20 protein-coding genes are annotated in these 24,282 nt (G+C 51.3%); 3 read left to right on the forward strand and 17 right to left on the reverse strand.

Translation table 11 applies throughout. The features are described from left to right. Window positions 1-33: 33 nt before the first annotated feature. The 6 genes from SPTER_RS20540 to SPTER_RS20565 form a co-directional block, all read right to left on the reverse strand. Entirely contained in the window at window positions 34-915 is an 882-nt protein-coding gene (locus SPTER_RS20540) for a peptidase MA family metallohydrolase (RefSeq protein ID WP_246105377.1), read from the reverse strand. Between the two features lie 189 nt (window positions 916-1,104). Next, the gene (deoC, locus tag SPTER_RS20545) at window positions 1,105-1,770 is read right to left on the reverse strand and encodes a deoxyribose-phosphate aldolase (protein WP_144352105.1); all 666 of its coding nucleotides are present in this window, start codon (window positions 1,768-1,770) and stop codon (window positions 1,105-1,107) included. Window positions 1,771-1,792: 22 nt separating this feature from the next. Beyond that, on the reverse strand, window positions 1,793-2,224 hold the full coding sequence (gene perR, locus SPTER_RS20550; protein WP_144352106.1) for a transcriptional regulator PerR: 432 nt from the start codon (window positions 2,222-2,224) through the stop codon (window positions 1,793-1,795). Window positions 2,225-2,513: 289 nt separating this feature from the next. Then, window positions 2,514-2,831 carry a spore coat protein gene (locus tag SPTER_RS20555; protein WP_144352107.1) on the reverse strand — a complete coding sequence of 106 codons (318 nt, stop codon included), beginning with the start codon at window positions 2,829-2,831 and terminating at the stop codon, window positions 2,514-2,516. A 19-nt stretch (window positions 2,832-2,850) separates the two neighbouring features. Continuing rightward, window positions 2,851-3,048 (reverse strand): ferritin family protein, encoded by a 198-nt coding sequence (locus tag SPTER_RS20560; RefSeq protein WP_144352108.1) that lies wholly within the window; start codon window positions 3,046-3,048, stop codon window positions 2,851-2,853. Between the two features lie 92 nt (window positions 3,049-3,140). Further along, complete coding sequence (locus tag SPTER_RS20565; RefSeq protein WP_144352109.1) at window positions 3,141-5,522, reverse strand: MASE3 domain-containing protein; 2,382 nt, start codon at window positions 5,520-5,522, stop codon at window positions 3,141-3,143. Window positions 5,523-5,711: 189 nt separating this feature from the next. On the opposite strand from SPTER_RS20565, the gene SPTER_RS20570 reads away from it, so the two are divergent. Continuing rightward, the gene (locus SPTER_RS20570; protein ID WP_144352110.1) at window positions 5,712-6,758 is read left to right on the forward strand and encodes an HD-GYP domain-containing protein; all 1,047 of its coding nucleotides are present in this window, start codon (window positions 5,712-5,714) and stop codon (window positions 6,756-6,758) included. A gap of 40 nt (window positions 6,759-6,798) precedes the next feature. On the opposite strand, the gene SPTER_RS20575 is transcribed toward SPTER_RS20570, so the two are convergent. Further along, window positions 6,799-8,124, reverse strand: a complete 1,326-nt coding sequence (locus SPTER_RS20575; protein ID WP_246105378.1) for an MATE family efflux transporter — start codon at window positions 8,122-8,124, stop codon at window positions 6,799-6,801. Between the two features lie 155 nt (window positions 8,125-8,279). Here SPTER_RS20575 and SPTER_RS20580 point away from each other — a divergent pair, with 155 nt between their 5' ends. Continuing rightward, window positions 8,280-10,454, forward strand: coding sequence for a Tex family protein (locus SPTER_RS20580; protein WP_144353016.1), 2,175 nt, complete (start codon window positions 8,280-8,282; stop codon window positions 10,452-10,454). 60 nt (window positions 10,455-10,514) lie between these two features. Here the strand turns inward: SPTER_RS20580 and SPTER_RS20585 are convergent, their stop codons facing one another. From SPTER_RS20585 to SPTER_RS20595, 3 genes are read right to left on the reverse strand one after another with little or no spacing between them, the layout of a single operon-like run. Continuing rightward, window positions 10,515-11,159 carry a cyclodeaminase/cyclohydrolase family protein gene (locus tag SPTER_RS20585; RefSeq protein ID WP_144352111.1) on the reverse strand — a complete coding sequence of 215 codons (645 nt, stop codon included), beginning with the start codon at window positions 11,157-11,159 and terminating at the stop codon, window positions 10,515-10,517. A 57-nt stretch (window positions 11,160-11,216) separates the two neighbouring features. Continuing rightward, the gene (locus SPTER_RS20590) at window positions 11,217-12,884 is read right to left on the reverse strand and encodes a DAK2 domain-containing protein (RefSeq protein ID WP_246105379.1); all 1,668 of its coding nucleotides are present in this window, start codon (window positions 12,882-12,884) and stop codon (window positions 11,217-11,219) included. Then, window positions 12,877-13,716, reverse strand: coding sequence for a DegV family protein (locus SPTER_RS20595; RefSeq protein ID WP_144352112.1), 840 nt, complete (start codon window positions 13,714-13,716; stop codon window positions 12,877-12,879). Before SPTER_RS20595 ends, SPTER_RS20590 begins: the two co-directional genes overlap by 8 nt. Before the next feature lie 276 nt (window positions 13,717-13,992). Here SPTER_RS20595 and SPTER_RS20600 point away from each other — a divergent pair, with 276 nt between their 5' ends. After that, window positions 13,993-16,137, forward strand: a complete 2,145-nt coding sequence (locus tag SPTER_RS20600) for a cell division FtsA domain-containing protein (protein ID WP_144352113.1) — start codon at window positions 13,993-13,995, stop codon at window positions 16,135-16,137. 84 nt (window positions 16,138-16,221) lie between these two features. Here SPTER_RS20600 and SPTER_RS20605 read toward each other — a convergent pair whose 3' ends face one another. The 7 genes from SPTER_RS20605 to SPTER_RS20635 all read right to left on the reverse strand — a co-directional run bounded on the left by SPTER_RS20605 (window position 16,222) and on the right by SPTER_RS20635 (window position 24,180). After that, window positions 16,222-17,250: a GGDEF domain-containing protein gene (locus SPTER_RS20605; RefSeq protein WP_170233349.1), complete on the reverse strand. Its 1,029-nt coding sequence runs from the start codon at window positions 17,248-17,250 to the stop codon at window positions 16,222-16,224. A 203-nt stretch (window positions 17,251-17,453) separates the two neighbouring features. After that, window positions 17,454-18,767 carry a glutamate-1-semialdehyde 2,1-aminomutase gene (gene hemL, locus SPTER_RS20610; RefSeq protein WP_144352115.1) on the reverse strand — a complete coding sequence of 438 codons (1,314 nt, stop codon included), beginning with the start codon at window positions 18,765-18,767 and terminating at the stop codon, window positions 17,454-17,456. Window positions 18,768-18,780: 13 nt separating this feature from the next. Next, window positions 18,781-19,746, reverse strand: coding sequence for a porphobilinogen synthase (hemB, locus tag SPTER_RS20615; protein WP_144352116.1), 966 nt, complete (start codon window positions 19,744-19,746; stop codon window positions 18,781-18,783). 2 nt (window positions 19,747-19,748) lie between these two features. Beyond that, window positions 19,749-21,266, reverse strand: coding sequence for a uroporphyrinogen-III C-methyltransferase (gene cobA, locus SPTER_RS20620; RefSeq protein ID WP_144352117.1), 1,518 nt, complete (start codon window positions 21,264-21,266; stop codon window positions 19,749-19,751). 50 nt (window positions 21,267-21,316) lie between these two features. Further along, a complete protein-coding gene (hemC, locus tag SPTER_RS20625) occupies window positions 21,317-22,249 on the reverse strand; it encodes a hydroxymethylbilane synthase (RefSeq protein WP_144352118.1) in 933 nt (310 codons plus the stop codon). Then, window positions 22,212-23,567, reverse strand: a complete 1,356-nt coding sequence (gene hemA, locus SPTER_RS20630; protein ID WP_144352119.1) for a glutamyl-tRNA reductase — start codon at window positions 23,565-23,567, stop codon at window positions 22,212-22,214. Before hemA ends, hemC begins: the two co-directional genes overlap by 38 nt. Next, on the reverse strand, window positions 23,536-24,180 hold the full coding sequence (locus tag SPTER_RS20635) for a precorrin-2 dehydrogenase/sirohydrochlorin ferrochelatase family protein (RefSeq protein ID WP_144352120.1): 645 nt from the start codon (window positions 24,178-24,180) through the stop codon (window positions 23,536-23,538). Before SPTER_RS20635 ends, hemA begins: the two co-directional genes overlap by 32 nt. Window positions 24,181-24,282: the final 102 nt, after the last annotated feature.

The raw sequence follows: 24,282 nt of genomic DNA on the forward strand, positions 1-24,282 counted from the left end.
ATGCAAAAGAATACGCCTTACGGCGTATTCCCTTTAATTTGCAGCCTGTTTATATTCTTTCATAGTGCCCTTGGCCCATTGATTCACCAGGGCTTCAAAGGTGGCAATATCTAGGCCCAGTGTCTTTTCGATTGCTTTATCCATCTTGACACCAGCCTTCAGGTAATTGAGTACCTGCCCCAGTTTGGCATCACCATATACCTCGGCTATATAACGCACTGCCGCCAATGACTGACGATAAGCCAGGGCCTGATTCGGCAATTCATCGAAGTCAGCAGTTAGCTCAGCCATTGTATACAGCTGACCGGTCAGCTGGTTACCGGCAGTTATCCACTCATAACCGTTAATCCGGTATTCCATATATTGAGCCAGACCTTCTGTAAACCAGCGGCTGTAATTGCCTCTGGCCATATAATCAAGCACCAGATGCGTATATTCATGCGCAATCGGTCCGGTAGTAATAAACTCTTCTGCCGATTGAGCATTTTTCATCCAGGCTTTGGGTGACAACACCTGAATCACCCCGCCCCAGTAGAAGCCCATCGCGCTGGCATCGCCGGCCCAGCCATATGCTTTTTTCATTGACTGGCGGTCCGGATAGATCAGGACCAGTATTTTACCGCCAGGAGCATAATTAAGCGCTCCTGTGACCGGCTCAAAGGCAGCCTCAGCTGCTTTGGCTACCATGTCGGCCATATCGGCATCAGCTTCCGTATATTTGACGATAAAATGCGGTGTTTCTTTCGCCGGCATGTCTCTGGTCTGATAATCAATTTTGAACTGCATTGCCTGCCGTACCAGAGGGTACAGCCACATTTGCGGACGTCCCGGGACAATGCTTAACAGCATACTCGCCAATACCAGAACAACCACTGCCGACACACCGCCAGGAATCATTTGCATAAAATTTCGCATGATTTGCTGCCCTCCTTTCGAGCAAGTAAAGGACATTATACCATGCGCACAAGTTTACTTCTACAGGTTTTTTATGTAAATTAGATTTAACAGCTGCAACAAAAAAGAGATTGTCTCGTTGGTCGCTAGCAATGATACGGCCTTCCGCCTCATCGCTGGCACCAGCAAAACAATCTCGGTTCCTGCCTGTTAATAACTTCCGCTTACGGGTTTGTTGCCGCCCGCAATAGTAATACCGGCACTTGTTCCCAGCCGTGTTGCCCCGGCCGCAATCAGTTCCACAGCCTGCTCGCGGCTGCGGATCCCCCCGGAGGCTTTGATACCGATGCTGTCACCCACAATTTGTTTAAGCAGCTTAATGTCGGCAACCGTCGCTCCGCCCGGCCCAAACCCTGTTGATGTTTTCACAAACCGGGCCCCGGCTTCAACAACCGCGTTACCGGCCCGGCGCTTTTCATCATCAGTTAATAGCCCGGTCTCAATAATCACTTTTACGGCAGCACCGTCAGCGGCTTCGACTACCTGCCTGATATCGTCGGTCACAACGTCCCAGAGTCCGGCCTTTGCGGCACTAATGTGGATAACCATGTCCAGTTCATCAGCCTTCTGCAAAACTGCTTCCTTCACTTCCATTACTTTGACTGCCGTAAAGGTCGCCCCCAGCGGAAAGCCGACAACAACCGCAGTTTTCACCCTGGTACCAGCCAGGTGATGAGCAGCCAGCCCGGCGTAAACAGGATTTACGCACACCGCCGCAAACTTATGCAGTACGGCCTCTTTACACAAGCAGATAATATCCTCAATTGTACTCTCAGGCTTAAGGAGAGTATGATCAATATAGCTTGCTAAATTCATGCTGCTTACGTCCCTTCACCTTTTAACTGGCTGCTGAAGCCTTCCCCTGACAAGCAGGGCACACACCATAAAAATAAAATTGCTGGCCCTGTAGCATATATTGAGTCTGTGCTGATACCTGACCGACAAAATCGGAAGAATCAATACCGTGCAAATCATCAACCCGCCCACAAGTCAGGCAGCGGACATGAGGATGATTAGTGGTATCGGCATCGTAACGGAAACTGTCTTCCCCGACATTAAGTACCTGGACCAAATTAAGTTCCTTTAGAATCTCAATTGTCTTATATACGGTTGCCAGGCTCATCGTCGGATACAGGGGCTGAAGATCATTATAAATCATTTCAGCACTGGGATGGGATCTGGTAGCCGCCAAGGCACTATAAATAGCTAATCGCTGGGGCGTAACTTTGAACCCCTTATCTCGTAGCAATGAGGTAACGCAAATGTCCACTAATCTTCGCCTGCCCTTATAAAAATTACCAGTGGAAAATAGTTATCGGATAGTTCTTGTTTAATTTTACTCTCGTCATTGAGTACTGTCAAGGGAATTTTATACAATAAAATTTGAAAAATTTGGCTGCTGCTGGTCTTTCAGAGCGCCGGCAGAAGCCGCCCGTGCCCTTTAGGGTATAGATTTTTCTTTCCCTCCCTTAGACCAGGGGCACTGTATTTTATAAGGTCTGACAGCAAAAAAAAAACAAGTCCTGCTTCAGTCGCAGGACTTGTTACCGGACTTATTGCTATTGGGCCTGACCGCTAAATTTGGACTTAACCTGAGCGATATCCTGGGGATTGGCATTTTGAACATTATAGTAGCCTTTTTGCTGCATAAGGTCAAAAATTTGTTTTTCCTGATTATGAACATCGCCTAAAATAGTCATATAGTCGCGACGGAGAGTTTCGTTGGCAGCCTCAAGGGCAAAAGAATTGACAGCGGCTGCGGTATATTTGCTTTCATTGAGGGCAAGCTGCAGGTACTCACGCTCGGAAATGCTGACGCCCTGGCCGCTCATCCCGCTCTGGGTGCTTTGCCCGGATTGTTGACCCATTTGTGCCATTGTGATTTTTCACCTCAAATTATTGTAAATTTTGTCCGGCATTTAAGTGCTTGCTGATCGTTTGGAAATGCTGCTGACTTTTTTGGGCAAGCTGCTGAAACAGTTGCTTAGTCTGGGCATCCTGTACATTGCTGGCAAAGAAATTCATCGTCTTGGCGCAGTTTTGCTCCAGGCCCAGGAAGTCTTCCAGGTGCATCAGCTCTTTTGATGATAACACAGGTAATCCCTCCTTTCCGTTACTCGTCAATAGCATGCGTAAGTCTGGCGCCAATTATTCTCTTTGCGGCCATAATTTGTCTGACCGGCTAACTACCGATGGCACTCAACCCGGTTTCGACCTGTTTGTTTCGCCCGGTACAGGGCCTGATCAGCGGCATCAATCAGACTGGTCCTGGGATTCTCCCAGTCAGTATGACTTTCGAAAGTGGCTACGCCGAGGCTGATGGTAATGGTAATCCTGTCGGCATCCACTGCAAATTTAGTTTCTTCAATATATTGCCGGAAGTTTTCCGCCAAAACGGCGGCTTCAGCGAGACAAGTCTCTGGTAAAACAACCGCAAACTCTTCGCCACCATAACGGGCACTCATATCAGTCAGACGGAAACTCTCCTTAATCATTGCCCCCATCTTTTGCAGAATCACGTCACCCGCCAAATGGCCCCAGGTATCATTAACCTTTTTAAAAAAGTCAATATCCAGCATAATAAGACTCAGTGGGCGATGATAGGTGAGCGTCCGGCTGATTTCACGCTCAAGATATATTTCCAGCTGACGCCGGTTACCCAAACGGGTCAGCGGGTCAGTCAGGGCCAGCGCCTGAAAATGTTCGTAGAGGTAAGCACGCTCAAGACCAATTGCGGTCTGGCTGGCAATGGTACTCAGGGCCAGTTCTTTACCTGGCGGAATTTCCTGTTTCGTATTATTCCAGCCAAGTACAATCAACCCTTGTAGCTTTCCGCTCGCCAACAGCGGTAAAATATTAAGGCGCCTTACCATAAACACCGACATAGTAATCAAACCATACTTATGCTCGCCGGCTGCCGCCTCATCAATGGCGCTGAGCCCGCTCCAGGGCCAGGACGTTTTGCTGTCCGAGAAGACCCTTTGCATATGATCAATCTCTTTTTGTTCAAAACCAATGTCAAAAACGGGCTCGGTATGAATGCCATCATCCCGGTGATGCATGATAAAAGCAACCGCACCATTGGCAGAAAACAGATTATATAGTTTTTCCGCTACTTTAGTCAGAATACCGGCTGGCGACTGCAGGCTGGCCAAATCCTTAACAATATCATACATCAGACTAAGCTCGGCAAAGTTTTCTACCGTTGTTTCATAAGCACGCGCGTTTTTAATTGCTTCCCCGGCATGATGGGAAAACACACTGAGGAACTGAGCATCATGCTGGGTAAAATCCCGTTCTTTACGGGAAAATATTTCAAGAACACCAATGACATCCCCGTTGTGCCTGATGGGCGCACCAACCATCGATTTTAGGCCGGCTTGCCGAACGGCCTCAATAATACGTTCAGGCAGGCTATCAATGTTATCGATAACGATCGGTTTCTTTTCGGTAAATACCTTGCCCATCAGACTTTTATCGGTCTGAATTTTCTCAGATGGTTTAAAACTGCTGACATAGGCCACAATTCTCAGCGTATCGTTTTCAGCCAGGGCCAGATAAACATGATCACATTGAAACACCGTGCCGGTAGCTGTAACAACCTGTTGCAGCATAGCTTCCAAATCGTTTTTAGTTGCCAGGGTTGCGCCGAGCTGGATAAAGGCCTGCTGCAATATCCGCTCACTGTCCTTGGTCTCTTTATAGAGGCACATGTTTTCCGATGCCATATTTCGCAGCGCACGATTTAAGCGGGAAATGCGCATGTACGGGCGCAAAATTGAGGTTTGCATAAGTGATTGCAGAATACAATAATAGGCCAATACCTTATATATATGGCCCACAAGACTAAAACTATCCTGCGCATTTACATGCAGTGTACAGGCGATACCGCCCACAAAGCTGAAGACCAGACTGACCCGCAGCAAAAAAACCCACTGCTGGGACGGATTGCGGTAGCCGTACAAATAAATTGCCAGGAGGTTCAGCAGCATAGCGACATACTCAAAAACGATCTTTTCGATTGTCTGCCCCTGTTCAGGCATGAACATTGGCATCAGGGCACTTTCAAACAGCAGTACCACCAGGATAAGAGTAAAGCTGCATGCTGCAGTGACTGACAAAAGATAGATACGATGGAATATTGGATTTCTGCTATGCCGGGGGATATACACGGCTGCTAGCAACCCAATACTGCCCAGCAGCCGGCCGATGATCCAATACAGTGACGCTTTGTTCTCACTGTTGCTAGTTATAAAATCTGGCATTCCTGTATATGACAGCAGATGGGAGAAATCAAAAAAACCAACAGCTAAAAATACCATGGCAATAACCAAGTCGCGGCTGTTTCTGGTTTGAGGCCAGCTAAACCACACTACACAAAACACACTTAAGGCAATTACCAGACAGCTGACCTCCGCAACTGTATGCATAAAAAGGTAAATATCATCAGGGAACACTACATAAAAAAGACGCGGCATCCAGGATATTAAGCCTAATATTCCAAACAACACTGACGTAAGTGCCGCTAAAAAAACATTGGCTTTCAGCGAAGTTACTAAAAGCGACATCCTTTATCCCCCCTTTGGCCTGGGTCACTTTTTCATCTACTCTCCTACTAACATAATATGCATAACAAAGCCTGTTGTGCTTTATGTATAGAGATCAGACCAAAGTCCCGGATAACCAGGACTTTAGAATATTTCCTTTCTCAGGTATTTTATGTATAATAATGGTAACATGATAAGGAGGACTGCCTTATGCTTATCAGCGAGGTAAAAGCTGGCATGGTGCTGGCACAGGATATTGTTGATGACAGGGGCAATCTGCTTTTAGAACAAGGCATGGCCCTTACCGACTACTATCTTAAACGGCTTCAACAGCTGGGAGTTAACAATATCCCGGTCTATGACCCCTATGCCGCCGAATTAAAGAAAACAATGCTTGTTGCTCCTGAAACCAGAGAACAGCTCAATGTCTGCTTCCGCGCTTTATTTAATAAAAAAAACCAGGAGATCATAAACCCCGGTCTTAATACAGTGTACATAAAACAAATTCAACTGGCTGCCGGCCAAATGATTGATGAGACCGAAAAAAATCTTGCCTATATTGTTAATGTCCAGGTACGTCAGCCAACCGCTGATGAAATCGGCCACGCTGTCAATGTCTGTTTACTGGCGGTGGCGGCAGGGCTGTATATTAAGCTGCCCCGGCCGGTACTGCTGGATTTGGCGCTGGGAGCGCTGTTTCACGATTTGGGCAAAGCAGTTGTCCCCAACATTAATAACCCGGCCTTTGACCAGGAACGCCTGCACCCTATTTACGGGCAGCAGCTGCTGCTGAAAAACAAGATTGGCTCCATTCCTGCCCGGATCGCCGCTGAGCACCATGAGCGGTATGATGGCCAGGGATATCCTGCCGGCCTGGCCGGCAAAGAGATTCATCCGCTTTCACGGCTGGTGGCCATTGCCAATTACTTTGATAATGCCATCAATGCCGCCGGTATATCAGGTGCGCCGCGTCACACCATTACTGAAGAAATGCTGAAAAATGGTAATTCTCAGTTCGACCTGTACCTGTTACGCGCTTTTTTCCATACGACGCCCCTCTACCAGGTAGGCAGCCTGGTCCGGCTCACGACCAACCAACTGGCGTATGTGGTAAAAAATAAAGTGCGTTTTGCAGCTACCCCCACTGTTGAGCTTGCTGAACAGAATGTCCGGCCCGGAATCCTAACCGCTACCGGCAAACTGATAGATCTGGCTTTGCGGCCAAATATTGCGATTGCCGGGGTAATTGCAGAATAATGATAAAACGTCACGCGAATTATGCGTGACGTTTTTAAGTTCACAGCCACTTGCCGGAGGCAAATCGCCGCCACAGAATAACGCTCCTGATTAAAAAATCGCCGGCGGTAATATACCAGGCTGCAATAACATCATAGTTCCACACAACAATAAACAGATATACCAGTGGCAGACGGAACAGCCAGACGCCGGTTGTTGTTACATACATCGGCCAGCGGGTGTCCCCGGCGCCGCGGAGAGCCCCGCCCAGTACAAAGCAAAGGGCCAGGGTCGGCTGCTCCAATACGGCGATCATAACACATAAAGAACCCCAATAGACCACCTGCGGATCGTTAGTAAAAAAAGCTGTCAGCGGTTTGGCCAAAAGAAAAATAACGCCCCCCATAACCGCCATACTCCAAAAAGCAAGCTTAGTGGTCAGCCAGGCATATTGGATCGCCCGGTGCGGCATTCCTCGCCCTAAATGCTGACCAACAAGGGTCATGGCCGCCACGGAAAACCCAAAACCGGGCATAAAGGACATGGACTCAATCTGCAGGGCGATTTGATGACCGGCAAACTGTATAGCCCCCACCCCGACCAGCATAAAAACAAACACCAGCCGCCCGCCCTGCATGGCCAGCTGTTCCAAAGCGGCTGGCACACTGATATTGATAATGCTTTTTAGCGTTTCTTTTTTTAACGGTAGTATATGCCGCCAGGATAGGCGAACCTGGGGAAGCTTGCCAAGCACAATTAATGCCGCCATACCGCCGGCCAGCTGGGCCAGCCCCAGCCCCCAGGCGGCACCATAAGCGCCAAGCAACGGCACTCCCTGACCGAATACCAGGAGATAGGAGATAAACACGGCCAGGACATTATTAAAAATAGTAATATAAAAAGCCGTTTTGGTCTTACCCATCCCGCGCAAAGCGGCATTGGCAACAAACATAATTAAATAAAATGGCGTAAACATAAACGTGATCTTCATTAAACCGGCCGCTAATCCGGCCACCGCCGGTTCTGCCGCCGTCAAAGACAAAACCTGTTCCGCCGCCAGCTGCCCAAATGCCGCCAACAAGACCCCAAATACGGCCCCCAGCAGGATTGCCTGACCGGTTATATAGCGAACTTCCTGCCAGTTGCCCGCACCGCTTGCCCTCGCAATCAGGGCCGCTGCCCCTGTACCGGCAGCGGCAAAAACCATGGCTGCCGAAAACTGCAGCATAGTTGCCAGACCAACGGCAGCCAGCGGCACAGCACCAAGCTGGCCAACCATGGCGGTAACCAATACATTTACCGCCATAATTCCAACCCCTTCGGAGATGACTGGCCAGGCAAGCATAATGATCTGCCTGCGCATATAGTGTTTAATCGATATAATCACAGGTATGAGTCCCCTTTACAGCTCCAATTCCACTACTTTCTCCACCCCTGAATAATAACCCTTTTCTCTAATATAATGCCTATCTATTGTTCTAATTGTGCAAACTGATTATAATAATAAAGTTAGGATAACTTATGAATAAAGATGGTGAACATATGCTTATTAGTGAAATACCTGCCCTGATTGCCCGCGAACTGGGCGTTAAACCCCACCAGATAACAGCAGCCACCGCCTTATTGGACGACGGCAATACAGTCCCGTTTATTGCCCGGTACCGCAAAGAAGCCACCGGTGAGCTGGATGAAGAACAGATTCGCACAGTCGAAGAGCGTACTCTATATCTTAGGAATCTGCATAAGCGCCAGGAAGAAATTCTTGCCAGTATTGAAACTCAGGGTAAATTGACCGTTGAGCTGACTGCTGCCATTCAGTCGGCAAGCAAACTGCAGGAGTTAGAAGATCTTTATCTCCCTTACCGCCCCAAAAAACGGACCCGAGCGCAAATCGCCCGGGAAAAAGGGCTGGAACCATTGGCAGGCATCATGCTGGCTCAGCAGTTGGCCGACGGTGATCCCCTGGCTATTGCCAGAGATTACATTAATGCCGAACAGGATATAACCACGCCCGAGCTGGCACTGGCCGGCGCCCAGGATATTATTGCCGAAACAGTCAGCGAACAGGCCGGTATCCGGGCGCTGCTCCGCAAAGAGCTGTGGCAAAAAGCCGAAATTACCAGCCATCTTGCCACGCCGGAAACCGATGCCAGGGAATTTCTTATGTACAAAGAATACCGGGAACCGGTTAAACGCATGCCGGCCCACCGGATTCTGGCCATCAACCGGGGGGAAAGCAAAGGTACGCTCAAGGTTGACTTACTGGCCGACCATGAAACGAATACCAGGCTGATTACTCAGAAAACCCTTACCGGTCATTCAATATTTAATGAAGCTATTAGAGCAGCGATTGCCGATGGCTACAAACGCCTGCTGTTTCCGGCCCTTGACCGGGAAATTCGTGCCCTGCTGACAGAAAATGCCGAAAAGCAGGCCATCCGTGTATTCGGCCTGAATCTTCGCCAATTGCTCCTGCAGACCCCTCTGGCCGGCCATACGGTTATGGGCCTTGATCCCGGCTACCGCACCGGCTGCAAAATGGCCGTTGTCAGCCCTACCGGCGCCGTATTGACCTATAATACCCTGTACCTGACCATGAGCGAACGTCAGCGGGAAGAAGCCGCTGCCAAAGTCCTTGATGCCATCAACACCCATGGGGTAACCCTGATTTCGATTGGCAACGGCACGGCCTCGTACGAAACGGAAGAATTTACCGCCACCCTCATCAACACTCATAACTTAAATGTTCATTATGTCATTGCCAACGAAGCCGGTGCTTCGGTCTATTCGGCTTCCAAACTGGCCCGCGAGGAGCTGCCTGAGCTTGATGTTACCATCAGGGGCGCCGTGTCCATTGCCCGCCGGATTCAAGACCCGCTGGCCGAACTTGTTAAAATTGACCCCAAGTCGATCGGGGTTGGTCAGTATCAGCATGACGTAAATCAAAAAGAACTGGGCGGCGCGTTAACCAATATCGTGGAATCCTGCGTCAATCATGTTGGCGTTGAACTCAATACCGCTTCGCCGGCGCTGTTAACCCATGTGGCCGGCATAACCGCCAGTATTGCCAAAAACATAGTGTCTTATCGCCTGGAGAAAGGCACTTTTACCAACCGCAAAGAACTTCTGAAGGTAGCCCGGCTGGGGCCTGCCGCCTTCACCCAGTGCGCCGGGTTCCTACGTATTGCCCAGGCGGCTAATCCCCTGGATAATACGCCTGTCCACCCCGAATCCTATGCATTGGCGGAGGCTGTTCTAGGCCACCTGGGTTTTACATTACAGGATTTATCCAACAAAAATAGGCTCACTGCCTTGCAGCAGACAGCCCCCGCCGCGGATGCCGCCAAACTGGCGCTGGCCCTAAACGCCGGCGAGCCGACAGTCCGCGACATTTTATCGGCGCTTGCCAAGCCTGGCCGCGACCCACGTGAAGATGTTCCTCCGCCTCAAACCCGTAAAAATATTGTTAAACTGTCGGACATTACCCCCGGTACTATGGTAAAGGGCACTGTGCATAATGTCACTGACTTTGGCGCCTTTGTTGATATTGGCATTAAAATTAACGGCCTTATTCACCGCTCCGAGCTTAGTCACCGGCCTTTCCGTCATCCTATTGACGTGATCTCTGTCGGTGACATCATTGATGTAATGGTGATCAGTATTGACGAAGAGCGCCAGCGGATTGGCCTGAGTTTAAAGCAAGTGCCAAAAGCGTAGGAAAACCCTGTATCCAGGTTTGCCCTGGATACAGGGTTTTTATTTGGCACAGCAGCGTGGTTAGCCCCGTAAAACACTAAACGGCTCCCGGCCATAAACAGTACCTTCAAGACCACCCTTAAGCTCATCGGCAGCTAATTTTAACAGATAAATCTGGCCTTTGAGCGCGCTAACCAGGGCCTCATCGTCAATTTCACTCAGGTTAATCGCTGCACTGAGCAAGCCGCCGGTAATCCCGGCATGAGCCGCAGCCGCACCGGTCATTAAATCACTGACCACCAGTTTGTCTACCCTGTTTACTATTGCCTTGCCAATCTCAATGACTTCCAGGCAGGTCCTGGCCGTTTCCAGCGGTACCTCAGCGGCCTGTTTCAAGGCTTTTTGCAAGGCTGTATTGCGCGACTGCCTGGCTTCAGGTGTCAGGTCAGGCAGTCCGGCAGCCGCCAACAACCCCCGCAGGGCCAGCGCATCCCGGTCAATAAGAATGGTTAGCTCAATATGCAGTCTGGCCAATTCGGCCTGTTTGGCAATCAGCAGTTCATGGTGCTCCACTAATTGAGGACTCTGTAATGAATGATTAATCGATAATTCCAGGAGCGCAGCTGCCGTCAATCCATACATAGCAGCGGCACTGCCCCCTCCCGGCGGCCCATCACCGACAGAAATTTTTGCGGCAAATTCAGTAATGCTAAGTGAGCTGAGCATCGTTTTATCCTCTCCTCATCAATCCGGTGTCGTCGCTTATACAATTATAAGACCGGTTCACTCTACACTGACAATAAACTGATAATGTGGTTGGCCGCCAAAATATACCTCAATCTCAACGCTGCTCAGGGTAGCCTGCAGCAGGCCGGCCAGGGCCTGAGCCTCAGACTTGGCCAGTCCGGCCCCGTAATACAGGCTGATCATTCCGGTCTCAGGTCCGGTCAAATATTCCGCCAGCGCGGCAAGCGCCCCTTGCAGGCTGTCGGCCCAAACGGCAACACGGCCTTCAATTACGCCAATATATGAACCTGCCGGGACTGTCTGGCCCCGGACCTGTGAATCACGGACAGCAATTGTCACACTGCCGGACTTAACTGTTGCCTGCGCCTCAGTCATCAGGGCGATATTGGCATCAAGCTCACGTTCAGGATCAAAAGCCAGTACGGCAGCCAGGCCTTGCGGCACATTAACTGTCGGTATAATAGCAACTCTATCGCCTAACAGCTTCTTGGCCTGGGCAGCAGCCAGTACTATATTTTTATTGTTTGGCAGAATAATATATTTTTCCGCCGGTCCATTATGAACGGCAGCCATAAAATCCTCAACCGGCGGATTCATAGTTTGCCCGCCGGAAATAATGACACCGGCCCCCATCTGGCGCATAATATCGATAAGGCCAGCCCCTGATACAACGCTGATAACCGCCAAAGCGGCCTTGGCCGGCAGCGGTTCCGCCGCCGCATTAAAGGTGGCTAACGGCTCGTTTTGGATAGTTTCTCGGTGTTGATCAGCCATATTGTCAATCTTAATATCATGAAGGGTTCCCCAGGCTATGGCCGACTCCAGTACGGCACCGGGATGAGCCGTGTGGATATGGACCTTTAACACACTTTCCCCCTGGGCAAGGACCAGAGAATCGCCCATCTGCTCCAGTTGCCGTTTAACCTCATTCAGCCCGGCGGTAAAACGCTTGACAAGGAACTCGGTACAATAGGGATGGGCAATGTTCGTTTCCGCCGCCACGGCCGGTACAGTCAGTGTGCGGCCAAAATCAGCCTCAGGTCCGCTGAAACGGCCTTCCAGCCCTTCCAGGCAGCCGGCAAGAAACACAATCAAGCCTTGACCGCCGGCATCCACAACGCCGGCAGCTTTGAGGGCCGGTAAAAGCTCCGGTGTACGTTTAAGCTCCTCCTGGCCGGCACGAATGGCCTCATTGAGAATATCAGCAAATGCCAACCGTTCGCGAACCGCCCGGTGTGCGCCTTTGGCGATGCCTTTGGCTACCGTCAGGATAGTACCCTCTACCGGCCTGGCAACAGCCCGGTAGGCGTAAAGTACCCCATATTGAAACGCTTTACCCACCTCAGCCGAGGTTGCTTTATCTTTGCCGGACAGCCCCCGGGCAATCCCCCGCAGGAGCTGGGACAGAATTACACCGGAATTGCCCCGTGCCCCCATAATTGCGCTGTCTGCCGCCCGGCGGGAAAGGGAACCAATCCCTTCATCCGGCGCCTCAGCCACCGCTTTCGCCACCGCCCCCAAGGTCAGCAGCATATTGGTGCCTGTATCACCGTCCGGAACAGGGAAAACATTTAAACTGTTAATATATTCGTGTTCGCGCATAAAGGCATTATAGGCGCCGGCGATCATGCGGCGAAAATCTTTGCCATCGATTACATCAATACTTGGCTGCAATACATCTACCCCCTTTGAGAAGTTATTCACACTTATGCTGAAATATCAGGCCAATAATTCCTGGTCCTAAGTGCGCTCCCAAACATGAACCGATGCTGGTCAACGATACAGGCACACCGGGATATTGCTGTTTGACAGCATCATACACTTCCCTGGCCACCGCCGGTGCTTCGCCATGGGCGATACCAATATAGGCAAGCTCCCCATACTTATTCAGTTCTTCAATCATCCGCGCCAAAGCCCGCGTCCTGGTCCGGACCTTATCCAGCACCTGCACTTTGCCGGCGCATAGCGTAAGTATTGGCTTGATTTGGAGAATCGAGCCAAATAGCACGGCCGCGCCGCCAATCCGGCCGCCCTTATGGAGATACTCCAGTGAGTCAGGCAGAAACAGGGTATGGGTAGCGTCAGCCATTGTCTGCAGCCGCCGGGCAATGGTACTCGCAGGCTGGCCTGCTGCTGCCATCGCGAGGGCGGCTTCCGCCATTTTTACCATGCCAATAGCAGAGGTACAGGAATCAATTACATAGATCTCGCGGCCCTTAAACTCCCGGGCGGCGGCGAGGGCGCCATTGACAGTTCCGCTCAAACCACCGGCAACCCCGATCATAATAATAGCAGCCCCGTCAGCCGCCGGCGCAAAGGCCAAGGCGAAATCGCCCGGAGCCGGTTGCGAAGTCCGCGGATGAATCCCCTGTTCCCGGACAAGACGAAATAGTTCAGCCGTGCATAGCTCCGGTTCATTCCACACACTGTCTCCCAATATAACTTTCAGCGGCACGACGTGGAGATTGGGATAAAGGGACAGTATTTCTGGCGACACATTGGCAGTGCTGTCTAGCACTATATGTATATTTGACAACTTTCGTAAACTCCTCTCTTAATGCCTAAACTATATTTTACCAAATAATCCGGCGCAAATACATAAAAATATTACCGGACTGTCCTCGCAAAAGATATAAACAAATACGATAATATTATCTTTTCTGACAGGAAACAGGCTGTGCGGCAGCGAAAATACCACTAAATACAAGTTATGCAGCCTACTGATGCCCACTAGTAAAGCGATCCATGCTGCACTGTGCCGCAAAAACATCGCCCAGGCGGGGTATTTGCAAGCTGCCGTAAGGAGTACCTAATGGATGATGATAACCAACTTCTGTTTGCATTAGATATCGGTACGCGCAGTGTCGTTGGCTTAGTCGGCAAAACTGAGAACGGAGTAATTACGCTCTTAGCCTCGGACCGTGAGGAACATCATACCCGGGCGATGCTGGACGGTCAGATTCATGATGTGCAGGAAGTGGCCGGCGTATTGGCAGCAGTTAAAGCGCGGTTAGAGATCAGCACCGGTCCGCTGGCCAGGGTTGCCGTAGCGGCCGCCGGCCGGGCCCTGTGCACACTGAGGGGCAGCTCTGAGCTTGAAACCGCTGCCCGCGGTACCCTCACCCTGGACGACGAACGCTTGCTGGAACTGGCTGCAGTCCAGGCTGCTCAGGTGGAACTCGCTACCTCGGGCGCCATACCGGACCCGGCCGGTTATTACTGTGTTGGCTATAGTGTTGTTAGCTTTACCCTGGACGCCAGCCGCATTAAAAGCCTGATTGGCCAGCGTGGCAAACGTGCCGGTATCGAGGTAATTGCTACCTTTTTACCCCGGCCGGTAATCGATTCACTGCAATCAGCCATCCAGGCTGTCGGCCTGGAAATGTCCACTCTTACTCTTGAGCCTATTGCCGCAATCAATGCCCTGATTCCCTCAACGATGCGTCATCTTAATCTGGTCCTGGTCGATGTTGGTGCCGGTACATCAGATGTGGCCATTACCCGTGATGGTTCGGTTATTGCCTATGGCATGGTACCTTTTGCCGGTGATGAGATTACCGAAACACTATCCCAGCATTTCCTCTTAGATTTTAATATTGCAGAAACAGTTAAACGTCAACTGGGCGGCAAAAATAAGAAACTTACTTTTACAGACGTACTGGGCATGGTTCACAAGCTGCCGACTAAAGATATTATTGCTGCCATGACCCCGAAAGTAGGTGAATTAGCGCAAGCAATCGCCACTGAAATTTTAACCCTCAATACCGCGGCGCCGCAAGCCGTACTCTTAGTTGGGGGTGGTGCGCTAACGCCACTGCTGCCGGAAGCCCTTGCCCAGGCACTTGATATACCGCAGGCCAGGGTAGCCATCCGTCGCCCTGATTCAATGGAAGGCTTCACCGGCATACCAGCAGAATTGTGTACCCCTGATGCTGTAACCCCGCTTGGTATTTTAAAACTAGCCAGCGGCCGGGCCTTAAACTTTGTTAATATCTTTGTTAATAAGCAGCCAATCCGTCTCTTTAATCTCAGCCAGTTGACAGTAGCCGACGCCCTCTTGGCTGCCGGCATTGATATTCGGGCACTTCGCGGTCGCCCCGGTATGGCCCTGACCATTACTGTTAACGGCGAAACCCGGTTTATTGCCGGCAGCCACGGCACTCCCGGCCAGGTATTGTTAAATGGCCAGTCAACCCCGCTGACCGGCGCCTTACATGACCAGGATATTCTGGAGGTTACACTCGGCACTGACGGCACAGAACCAAGGCCGTTGCTGGCAGAGGTAATTGCGGTGCCGGAACCGTTATCCATCCGGATCGATGGCCAAAGCTATACCGTCAGTCCGCCGCTGACAGTCAATGGCCAGCCGGCAACAACGGCTACGGTTTTATGTGACCGCGATCAGATTGTTTCCCCTTCCGCCCTTACCTTGTTGCAAACCCTCGAGCTTTTAGGCCTCAAACCCCAACCGGCCGAATACAGCTATCAGGTCAATGGCAGGCTGCGCGCCTATAAGGTCTGGCCTAAATATACCATAAACGAAACTCTCGCCTCATTTGACCAATTGTTGCATTCCGGGGATGCAGTTGAAACTCTCCAGCTGCCGCTGCCTACGCTGGCGGAGGTTCTGGGGATTAGCACCACTCAGCTTATGCCAGCCGTCAGTGTGCTATTTAATGGTGTGAATTGTCCGGTCCCCATCCGCCGCCACACAGTGATGGTTAACGGGCACCAGGCTGAACCGGCTCAACCGGCTCAGCCTGACAGTGCTATTGAATTGATCACCGCCGCCAACCCTCAGCCCCTAATCAGTGATGTGCTGCTGGCCGCCGATTTTGATCCGTTGCGCCTGCCGGCAGCAAGCAAGGTAACTATACTTTTGAATGGGCTGCCAACTGAATTTACAGCCTGTGTTAAAAATGGAGACAGGGTGGACATCGATATTAAGCAATACTAACATAAGCTCACACGGGACTGTGACGCACGTCACAGTCCCGTATTACTTACCTCTATAATGAAGCAAGAGGGCTTTTACCATCAGCTAAAACACAACACACCGGTTGCGCCCTTGCTTTTTGGCACGATACAGAGCGCTGTCAGCCTCACGGAAGGCATCTTGACAGTCTGCACTCGGATTTTTGCAGGACACGCCAATACTGATGGTAATTTTAACAGACTCGCCATTATGAAAAAAATTACAATTAGCCACCTGATATCTGAGGCGCTCTGCAATCTTAAGCCCCAGCTCCAGGGCTGTGCCCGGCAGCACCAGGGCAAACTCTTCACCGCCATACCGAAATGCCATGTCCTTATTGCGAATACCGATTTTTATAATATTGCCGACAGTTGTCAGTACCTGGTCACCAAACAGGTGACCGTAAGTATCGTTAAGTTTTTTAAAGTGATCAATATCAATCACTAACAATACATATTGCGGTAAGTCAGCGGTTTTTTCCAGATAAGCCCGGTGATTCAGCAAGCCTGTCAGCTCATCTGTATGCGCCATTGCATAATGGTGGGCATTTTGCCGCTTAAGCTCGGCAATTTGACCTTCATGCTGCATTTGCATTTCCATGACCTTACGCATATGGAGCGCCGTAATCGATAAAACAGCAAAGCCCATCACATTATAAACCATTTCCAGTAAAAAAGCTGCCGCCACAAAATCAGCCCTGATTATATTAGCGGTCAGATACACCAGGGTAATAGCCATAGTCCGCATGGCCCGGTCCCGCCCACGCCCAACCTTCAGCACCATTTGCATTAAAAGCAGATGGTACAGAACATTGCTGTATAATGCCCCCGCCAGCGTCAGGCCGGCACACAGCGATAGATTGGCAGCAAACTCACCCAGTTTAGGCTGCCTCCGCCGCCAGGATAATATGATATTATAAATGGCATAAGCAGAGCTTAGCATAACAATAATAGCCCAGTGCGGCCCCGGATTGAGCACTGCAGCCACCATCGTAAATACTGCTGAAATACTACTTATTCGCCTGGTTATAATCTGCAGCTGGGAGGCAGAATCACCCCATTCACTCGCAGTATGCACACGGTTTATTGCACTCATTCCCCTAAACCCCTTTACAATCCAGGAGCAAATTGGCATCTCTAGTAATATATTATCTTACTAATCAGAAGAAATGTAAAGGTCTACCACGCTCTATGAATTAAAATAATAACGCAATTTTCTGGAAATTTCCACAAATTTCGTCAAAAAAAGTAATTCCTATGTTATATTTAAATAACATAGGAATTACTAATTCCTGAATTTTATTGCTGACGATAGTACTTGGCCACTTTGGCAAAAGCATTACCGCTGGCCGCAATAGTAGCACCAATATCGGCATGGGTATGGGCACCTGACATAAATGCAGCTTCAAACTGGGATGGTGCCAGGTAAATGCCCTGCTCGAGCATGGCATGGAAAAACACATTAAAAGCCGCAACATCTGAATGCCTGGCACTATCATAATCATATACCGGTCTATCACTAAAGAACAGCCCAAACATGGAACCGGCCTGATGAAACTGGAAGTTGAAACCAAAGGCCTCGGCCTGTGCCTGCATGCCGGCGCATAACGCAGCCGTCATTGTTGTCACCTTCTCATAAAAATCAGGATTCTCCACAAGTAATCGCAAGGTAGCGATCCCGGCCGTCATCGCCAGTGGATTACCACTCAGCGTTCCGGCCTGATATACCGGGCCGGCCGGGGCGATGAGCTCCATAATATCCCGCCGGCCGCCATAGGCACCAACTGGTAAGCCGCCGCCGATTACCTTGCCAAGGCAGGTCAGGTCCGGGGTGATATTATAGACCTCCTGGGCCCCCCCGTAGGCAACCCGGAAACCGGACATAACCTCATCAAAGATCAGCAGGGCACCGTAGCGCTCTGTCAGCCCCCGAACCTGATCGAGATAGCCGGACCGGGGCAGCACCAAGCCCATATTACCGGGGACAGGTTCAATAATTACAGCCGCAATATCCTCACCGTGTTGTGCGAACAGTTCCGTCAAACCCTTGATATCATTATATTCCGCCGTCAGGGTATTGCCGGCAATACTTTCCGGCACTCCCGGGCTGTCAGGTACACCCAGGGTTGTAGCCCCTGAGCCAGCCTTGACCAGCAGGCTGTCATGATGACCATGATAACAACCGGCAAATTTTACGATCTTGCCGCGTTTCGTATAAGCCCGTGCCAGCCTGAGCACGCTCATGGTGGCTTCGGTGCCGGAGTTGACACAGCGAACAAGTTCCATCGACGGAACGGCTTCAGAAATCAGACGGGCCAGTTCAGTTTCTAACAGAGTGGGGGCTCCGTAGCTGGTTCCCCGTTCCAATGCTTCTTTTAACTCACCGACAACCTCAGGGTGAGCATGGCCTAAAATCATAGGCCCCCAGGAACCGACATAGTCAATATAGCTATTGCCGTCAATATCATAGATACGGCTGCCGGCCGCTTTGGCAATAAAGGGCGGCGTGCCGCCAACGCCCCGGAACGAACGGACCGGGCTGTTGACACCGCCGGGAATATATTGCTTAGCCTCAGCAAAGGCTTTAGCTGATTTATCTAATTTGAATGCCATTGTTTTTCTCCTCCTACAACCAGCGTACAGCATCTAAGGCATGATAGGTAATAATCGTATCGGCACCGGCCCGCTTCATACTAGTGAGTGTTTCAATAACCAGACGCGGTTCATCAATCAGGCCCTGGGCCGCCGCCGCCTTAACCATTGCATATTCACCACTGACATTATAGGCAGCAACAGGCAGCAGGAATTTATCCTTCACCTGACGGACAATATCAAGGTAAGCCAGGGCCGGCTTAACAATAACAATATCCGCCCCTTCGGCGACATCAAGCGCAACTTCTTTAAGCGCCTCCCGCGAATTAGCCGGGTCCATCTGATAAGCCCGGCGATCGCCAAACTGCGGCGACGAGTCGGCGGCATCCCGGAAAGGACCGTAGTACCCGGAGGCATACTTGGCCGAATAGGACATAATGCTGACATCACTGCAGTCCGAACGGTCCAACAGCTCCCGGATAGCGGCAACCCTGCCGTCCATCATATCCGACGGCGCAACCATATCGGCCCCCGCCTGCGCATGGCTGTGCGCCACCGCGGCTAAGAGCGGCAGGGTCGGGTCATTATCCACTTTATCGCCGTTCAGCAGGCCGCAGTGACCATGATCGGTGTATTGGCACAAACAGACATCGGTAATAACAACAAGCTCAGGTAAGGCTTGTTTAATAGCCATAACCGCCTGCTGCACCGGACTGTTCATGTCCCAGGCGCTGCTGCCGCGCTCATCTTTGTATTCAGGCAGACCAAAAACCAGGATGGCCGGAATTCCTGCCGCATAAACCGCTTTGGCGATGTCAACAGCCATATCAGGTGACAGATGATAATTACCCGGCAAAGACGCAATCTCCTTTTTAACCTTGGAGCCAGGAACAACAAACACCGGATAGATCAGATCGGCAGCCGCGAGTGCCGTCTCCCTCACCATGCTGCGGATGCCGCCGGAAACTCGCAGCCGCCGGGGACGCTGAACAATAGCCATATTTACTCCTCCCTGTACATAGCCGTAATAGCGGCAATTAACCCTTTAATGGTATATTCCTCGGCAATAACATCCGGTGTAATGCCATTTGCCAGACAGGTCCCGGCGGTAATTGGGCCGATACAGGCCACCTTGGCTTTAGCAACAAGCCCGGCCCCCGCAGGGCCCAGCAGGGACAGCAGGTTGGTAACAGTTGATGAACTGGTAAAGGTAACAAGTTCAATCTCACCCTGGTTTAACTTTGCTGCCAGTTCCTGGCCGTCTGTATCAGCGGTTAGGGTACGATACGCCGGAACGACATTAACAACAGCCCCCTGTTCTGCCAGTTTTACCGGCAAAATATCCCGTGCTACCAAAGCCCGGGGAATCAGCACCTTCACACCGGGTTTTATGTAGGGTCCTATCGCCTCAACGACGCCCTCGGCCCTGAACTCGGCCGGAACGATATCAGCCCTGATACCGTAATTCCTCAACAGATTTGCTGTCGGCGAGCCGATAGCAGCTATCTTGGCGGCAATTGCCCTGGTATCCAGCCCGGCAGCTGCCAACCGGCGGAAGAAATGTTCGACACCGTTAACACTGGTGAAAATCAGCCAGTCATATTCTTTTAGCCTGGCAATGGCCTCATCAAGCGGACCATAGCTTTCAGGCGGTACTATCTTAATGGCCGGGGCTTCCATACAGCAAGCGCCTAGTTTAGCCAGCCCGGCGGTAAGCACGCTGGCCTGTTCACGGGCCCTGGTCACAAGTACTTTCTTGCCAAACAGCAGTTTATTGTCAAACCAGGCCAGTTTATCGCGCAAAGCAACCACCTGCCCGACAATAAAAATCGCCGGCGGTTTTAAGCCCCTGGCGGCAACAGCCTGCGCCGCCTGGCCAACATTGGTTACCAGTACTTGCTGCTCAGGTTTGGTGCCCCAGCGAATGACGGCTGCCGGCGTATCCGCCGGACGACCATGTTCCATCAGCTTGCCGGTAATATAGGGCAGATTCTCCACCCCCATCAGAAATACTAAGGTATCCACAGCAGTAGCCAGTTTATCCCATTGGATTGTCGATTCGGCCTTGGTGGGATCTTCGTGGCCGGTAATGACGGCAAACGAGGTGGCAAGCCCCCGGTGTGTTACCGGAATACCGGCATAGGCCGGTACTGAGATAGCCGAGGTAATTCCGGGCACGACCTCAAAAGGAATGTTATGCGCTAACAGTGTTAGCGCTTCTTCCCCGCCGCGTCCGAAAACGAAGGGGTCACCGCCTTTAAGACGGACAACCGTTTTATGTTCCCGGGCTTTATCTACCAGCAGTTGATTAATGTCCTCCTGCCGCATGGTATGATCGCTTGCGGCTTTACCGACATAAACAAGCTCAACATCCGGCCGGGCATGCTCCAGCAGGCAGTCATCCGCCAGCCGGTCATACACGATGGTGTCAGCCTCTTTAATGCACTCTATTGCCTTTATGCTAATTAGCCCGTAGTCACCAGGACCGGCACCGACTAAGTAGACAAATCCCTGTTCCATTGGCATCCCCCTTACCCCTATCTCAATCATCTATAGTAGCAAATAAAGATTTATTTTGTTGTAAACAGCTGGGCCAGTATTTCACGCCCGCCATTGTCCAGCATACGCACTGCCAGTGTCTGTCCCAAAACCGCCGCCGCGGCCGGGCGGCCATGGGCCGTGTCCCGAACCACTTCTTTGCCGTCAGGCGACATAATAACTGCATTAAGGCTAAGCTGCCCCGCCCTGTCAAGCTGCCCGTAAACGCCGATCGGGATCTGGCAGCCGCCTTCAACCTCAGACAGAAAGCTTCGTTCAGCCAATGTAGCCTGACGGGTCGGCTCATGATCCAGGAATTGCAGCATTGCCAGGGTCGCAGTGTCCTCAGCGCGCGCTTCCAGTGCCAGTGCCCCCTGTCCGACAGCAGGCAGACAAATATCCTGCGGCAGTATCTGTGTAATATGTGCATCCCAGCCCAGGCGTTTGAGCCCGGCCACCGCCAGCAGGATAGCGTCAAGATTTTCGGTTGTCAGCTTTTTCAGCCGCGTATCCAGGTTGCCGCGCAGGTCAACAATCACCAGGTCAGGCCGGGCATTCAGCAGTTGCGCCTTGCGGCGGAGGCTTGAGGTCCCTACCCGGGCATTAACAGGCAGATTAGCCAGGGTTTTATAGGCCGGGCTGATGAGGGCGTCACCGGGGTCAACCCGGTCGGTAACTGCCGCCAGCACCAGGCCGGCCGGCAGCTCGGTGGGCATATCTTTCAGGCTATGCACTGCCAGGTCGATTTCTCCGTTCAGCATAGCCACTTCCAGCTCTTTCGTGAACAGTCCCTTGCCGCCGATCTTAGCTAACGGCACATCAAGAATCCGGTCACCTGTTGTTACCATATTCTTCAGGACAATTTCCACTGCCGGGTAGCGAGCCCGCAGGCAGCCCGCCACATAATTGGCCTGCCACAACGCCAGCTTACTGCCGCGCGTACCGATGACGAGTTTTTGTTTCACTGTTTTGTTCCTCTCCTAAATAGTCTTCCTGTTCACGTGCCATTTCCAGCGCAATATCCAGCTTAAACATCTTCCGGAGAGCATCCTGATAGTGATGCTCCTTGTCGGTACCGGCAGCTTCGTTCAGCCTGACAATCGGGTCGCGGAGCAGCTTTCTTACAATCATTCTTGACATATTCTCAAATATCTTGCGCTCGTCGGCGGTAATACCGGGCAGCTTAGCCATGGCCCGCTTAATTTCCCGCTGCCGGATGCGCTCGGCCTTATCGGTCAGGCGGACCAGTGTTGGCTGGTACGATAAATAGCGGAACCTTTCAATAATTCCGGCCATTTCTTCATCGATCAGCTTTTCGGCTTCAACGGCCTCCTGCTCCCGTCCCCGCATATTTGATTCAACAACCGCTTCCAGGTCATCAATGTTATATAAGGAGGCGCCGGCAATCGCGCCGACCTCAGGTTCAATATCGCGCGGTACGGCAATATCAATAAACAGGATCGGACGGCCCTGCCGTTTCGGCATCAGATGGGCCACATCCCAGGCATGGATGATATAGTGGGGCGCACCGGTGGAGGTAATAATAATATCGGCCTCAACCGCTGACTGCATAAAATTCTCAAAAGGTACAGCCACCCCGCGGAACTTATCCGCCAGGGCAGCGGCCCGGTCATAGTTGCGATTTGACACAAAAACCGTTTTGACGCCGCTCGCCACAAGGTGTTTAGCCGTCAGCTCACTCATCTCGCCGGCTCCCAGCACCAGGACATTGGCGGCCGACAAATTCCCCAGTATCTTTTTGGCCAGCTCGACGGCCGCATAGCTGACAGACACAGCACTGTAGGCAATCCTGGTCGTTGTCCTGATTTTCTTGCCGACAGCAATCGCCCTGTTGAATAGGGTATTCAGCACGGTGCTGGTGGTACCGGCCGTCCGGGCCATAGCATAGGCAGTCTTTACCTGACTTAAGATCTGCCCTTCACCCAGCACCAGTGAATCCAGACTGGCACTAACCCGGAACAGATGCCGGATACATTCCTCTTCCTGAAAATAAAACAGATAGTCATAGCTTGTCTCAGCTAACACACCCGGGGCCATATGATCGAGAAACTCCTGCATAACCGGCAGGGCATCATCAGCCTCTTCAACGACCGCGTACATCTCAGTGCGGTTACAGGTAGACAAAATAACGCATTCCCGGATATCATCATATTCGGGCAGACGCTTATAGGCTGCTCTGATTTTTTCTTCAGAAAAGGAGAAGCATTCTCTGACTTCTACCGGGGCAGTTCTATGATTCAGGCCCAGTACAACAAGCTGCATGTCGTATTCTCTCCTCTGCCTCGCTAAACTTACCACTTTTAATTAAATTTAGCGCCTCATGGTCAATAGTCTCGCGCCAAAATTTTTCCCGCTCTTTCGCTGTTGACAGACGGCCTTTTATCTCAGGCCGCAATTTGGCAATCAGTGCCAGGTAATGGCCGTATTCCGGACCATACCTGGCAGCAATGTCCTCTTTCAGGCGCCTGGCCAAAGCGGGGCTGCCGCCACCTGTCGAAACGGTAATGAGTAAATCGCCGTGCACAATATGAGCCGGCACGTAAAAATCAGACAGTTCAGGTGCATCCGCACAATTTACTAACGCACCGGCTGCCCGCGCCTCGGCAGCGGCCTGCCGGTTGGCATCAGGCTGATCGGTAGCGCAGAATACCAGAAAAAAACTATATAAATCCCCCGGGTTATAGGCGCGTGGCACCCAGGTCAGACGCCTGGCTTCAACCAGGCTGGCAAGACCGGGTGTAAGCACCGGGCTAAATACGCTCACTTCAGCAGCAACTGCCATAAGCAGCATTACTTTTCGCGCCGCAACCGCACCGCCACCGACAACAGCACAGCGCCGTCCGGCTAATTTTAGATTGATTGGGTATAACTCCATTTATTTCACGTCCCGGGATGAGTTATTGTGCCACCAACATCTTATCATATTTCGCGGTTGAATGGTAATTTTCCTTTTGGCATAAATAAAATAATGAACCAG

Source organism: Sporomusa termitida, assembly GCF_007641255.1.
In the GTDB taxonomy this organism is placed as follows: Bacteria; Bacillota; Negativicutes; order Sporomusales; family Sporomusaceae; genus Sporomusa; species Sporomusa termitida.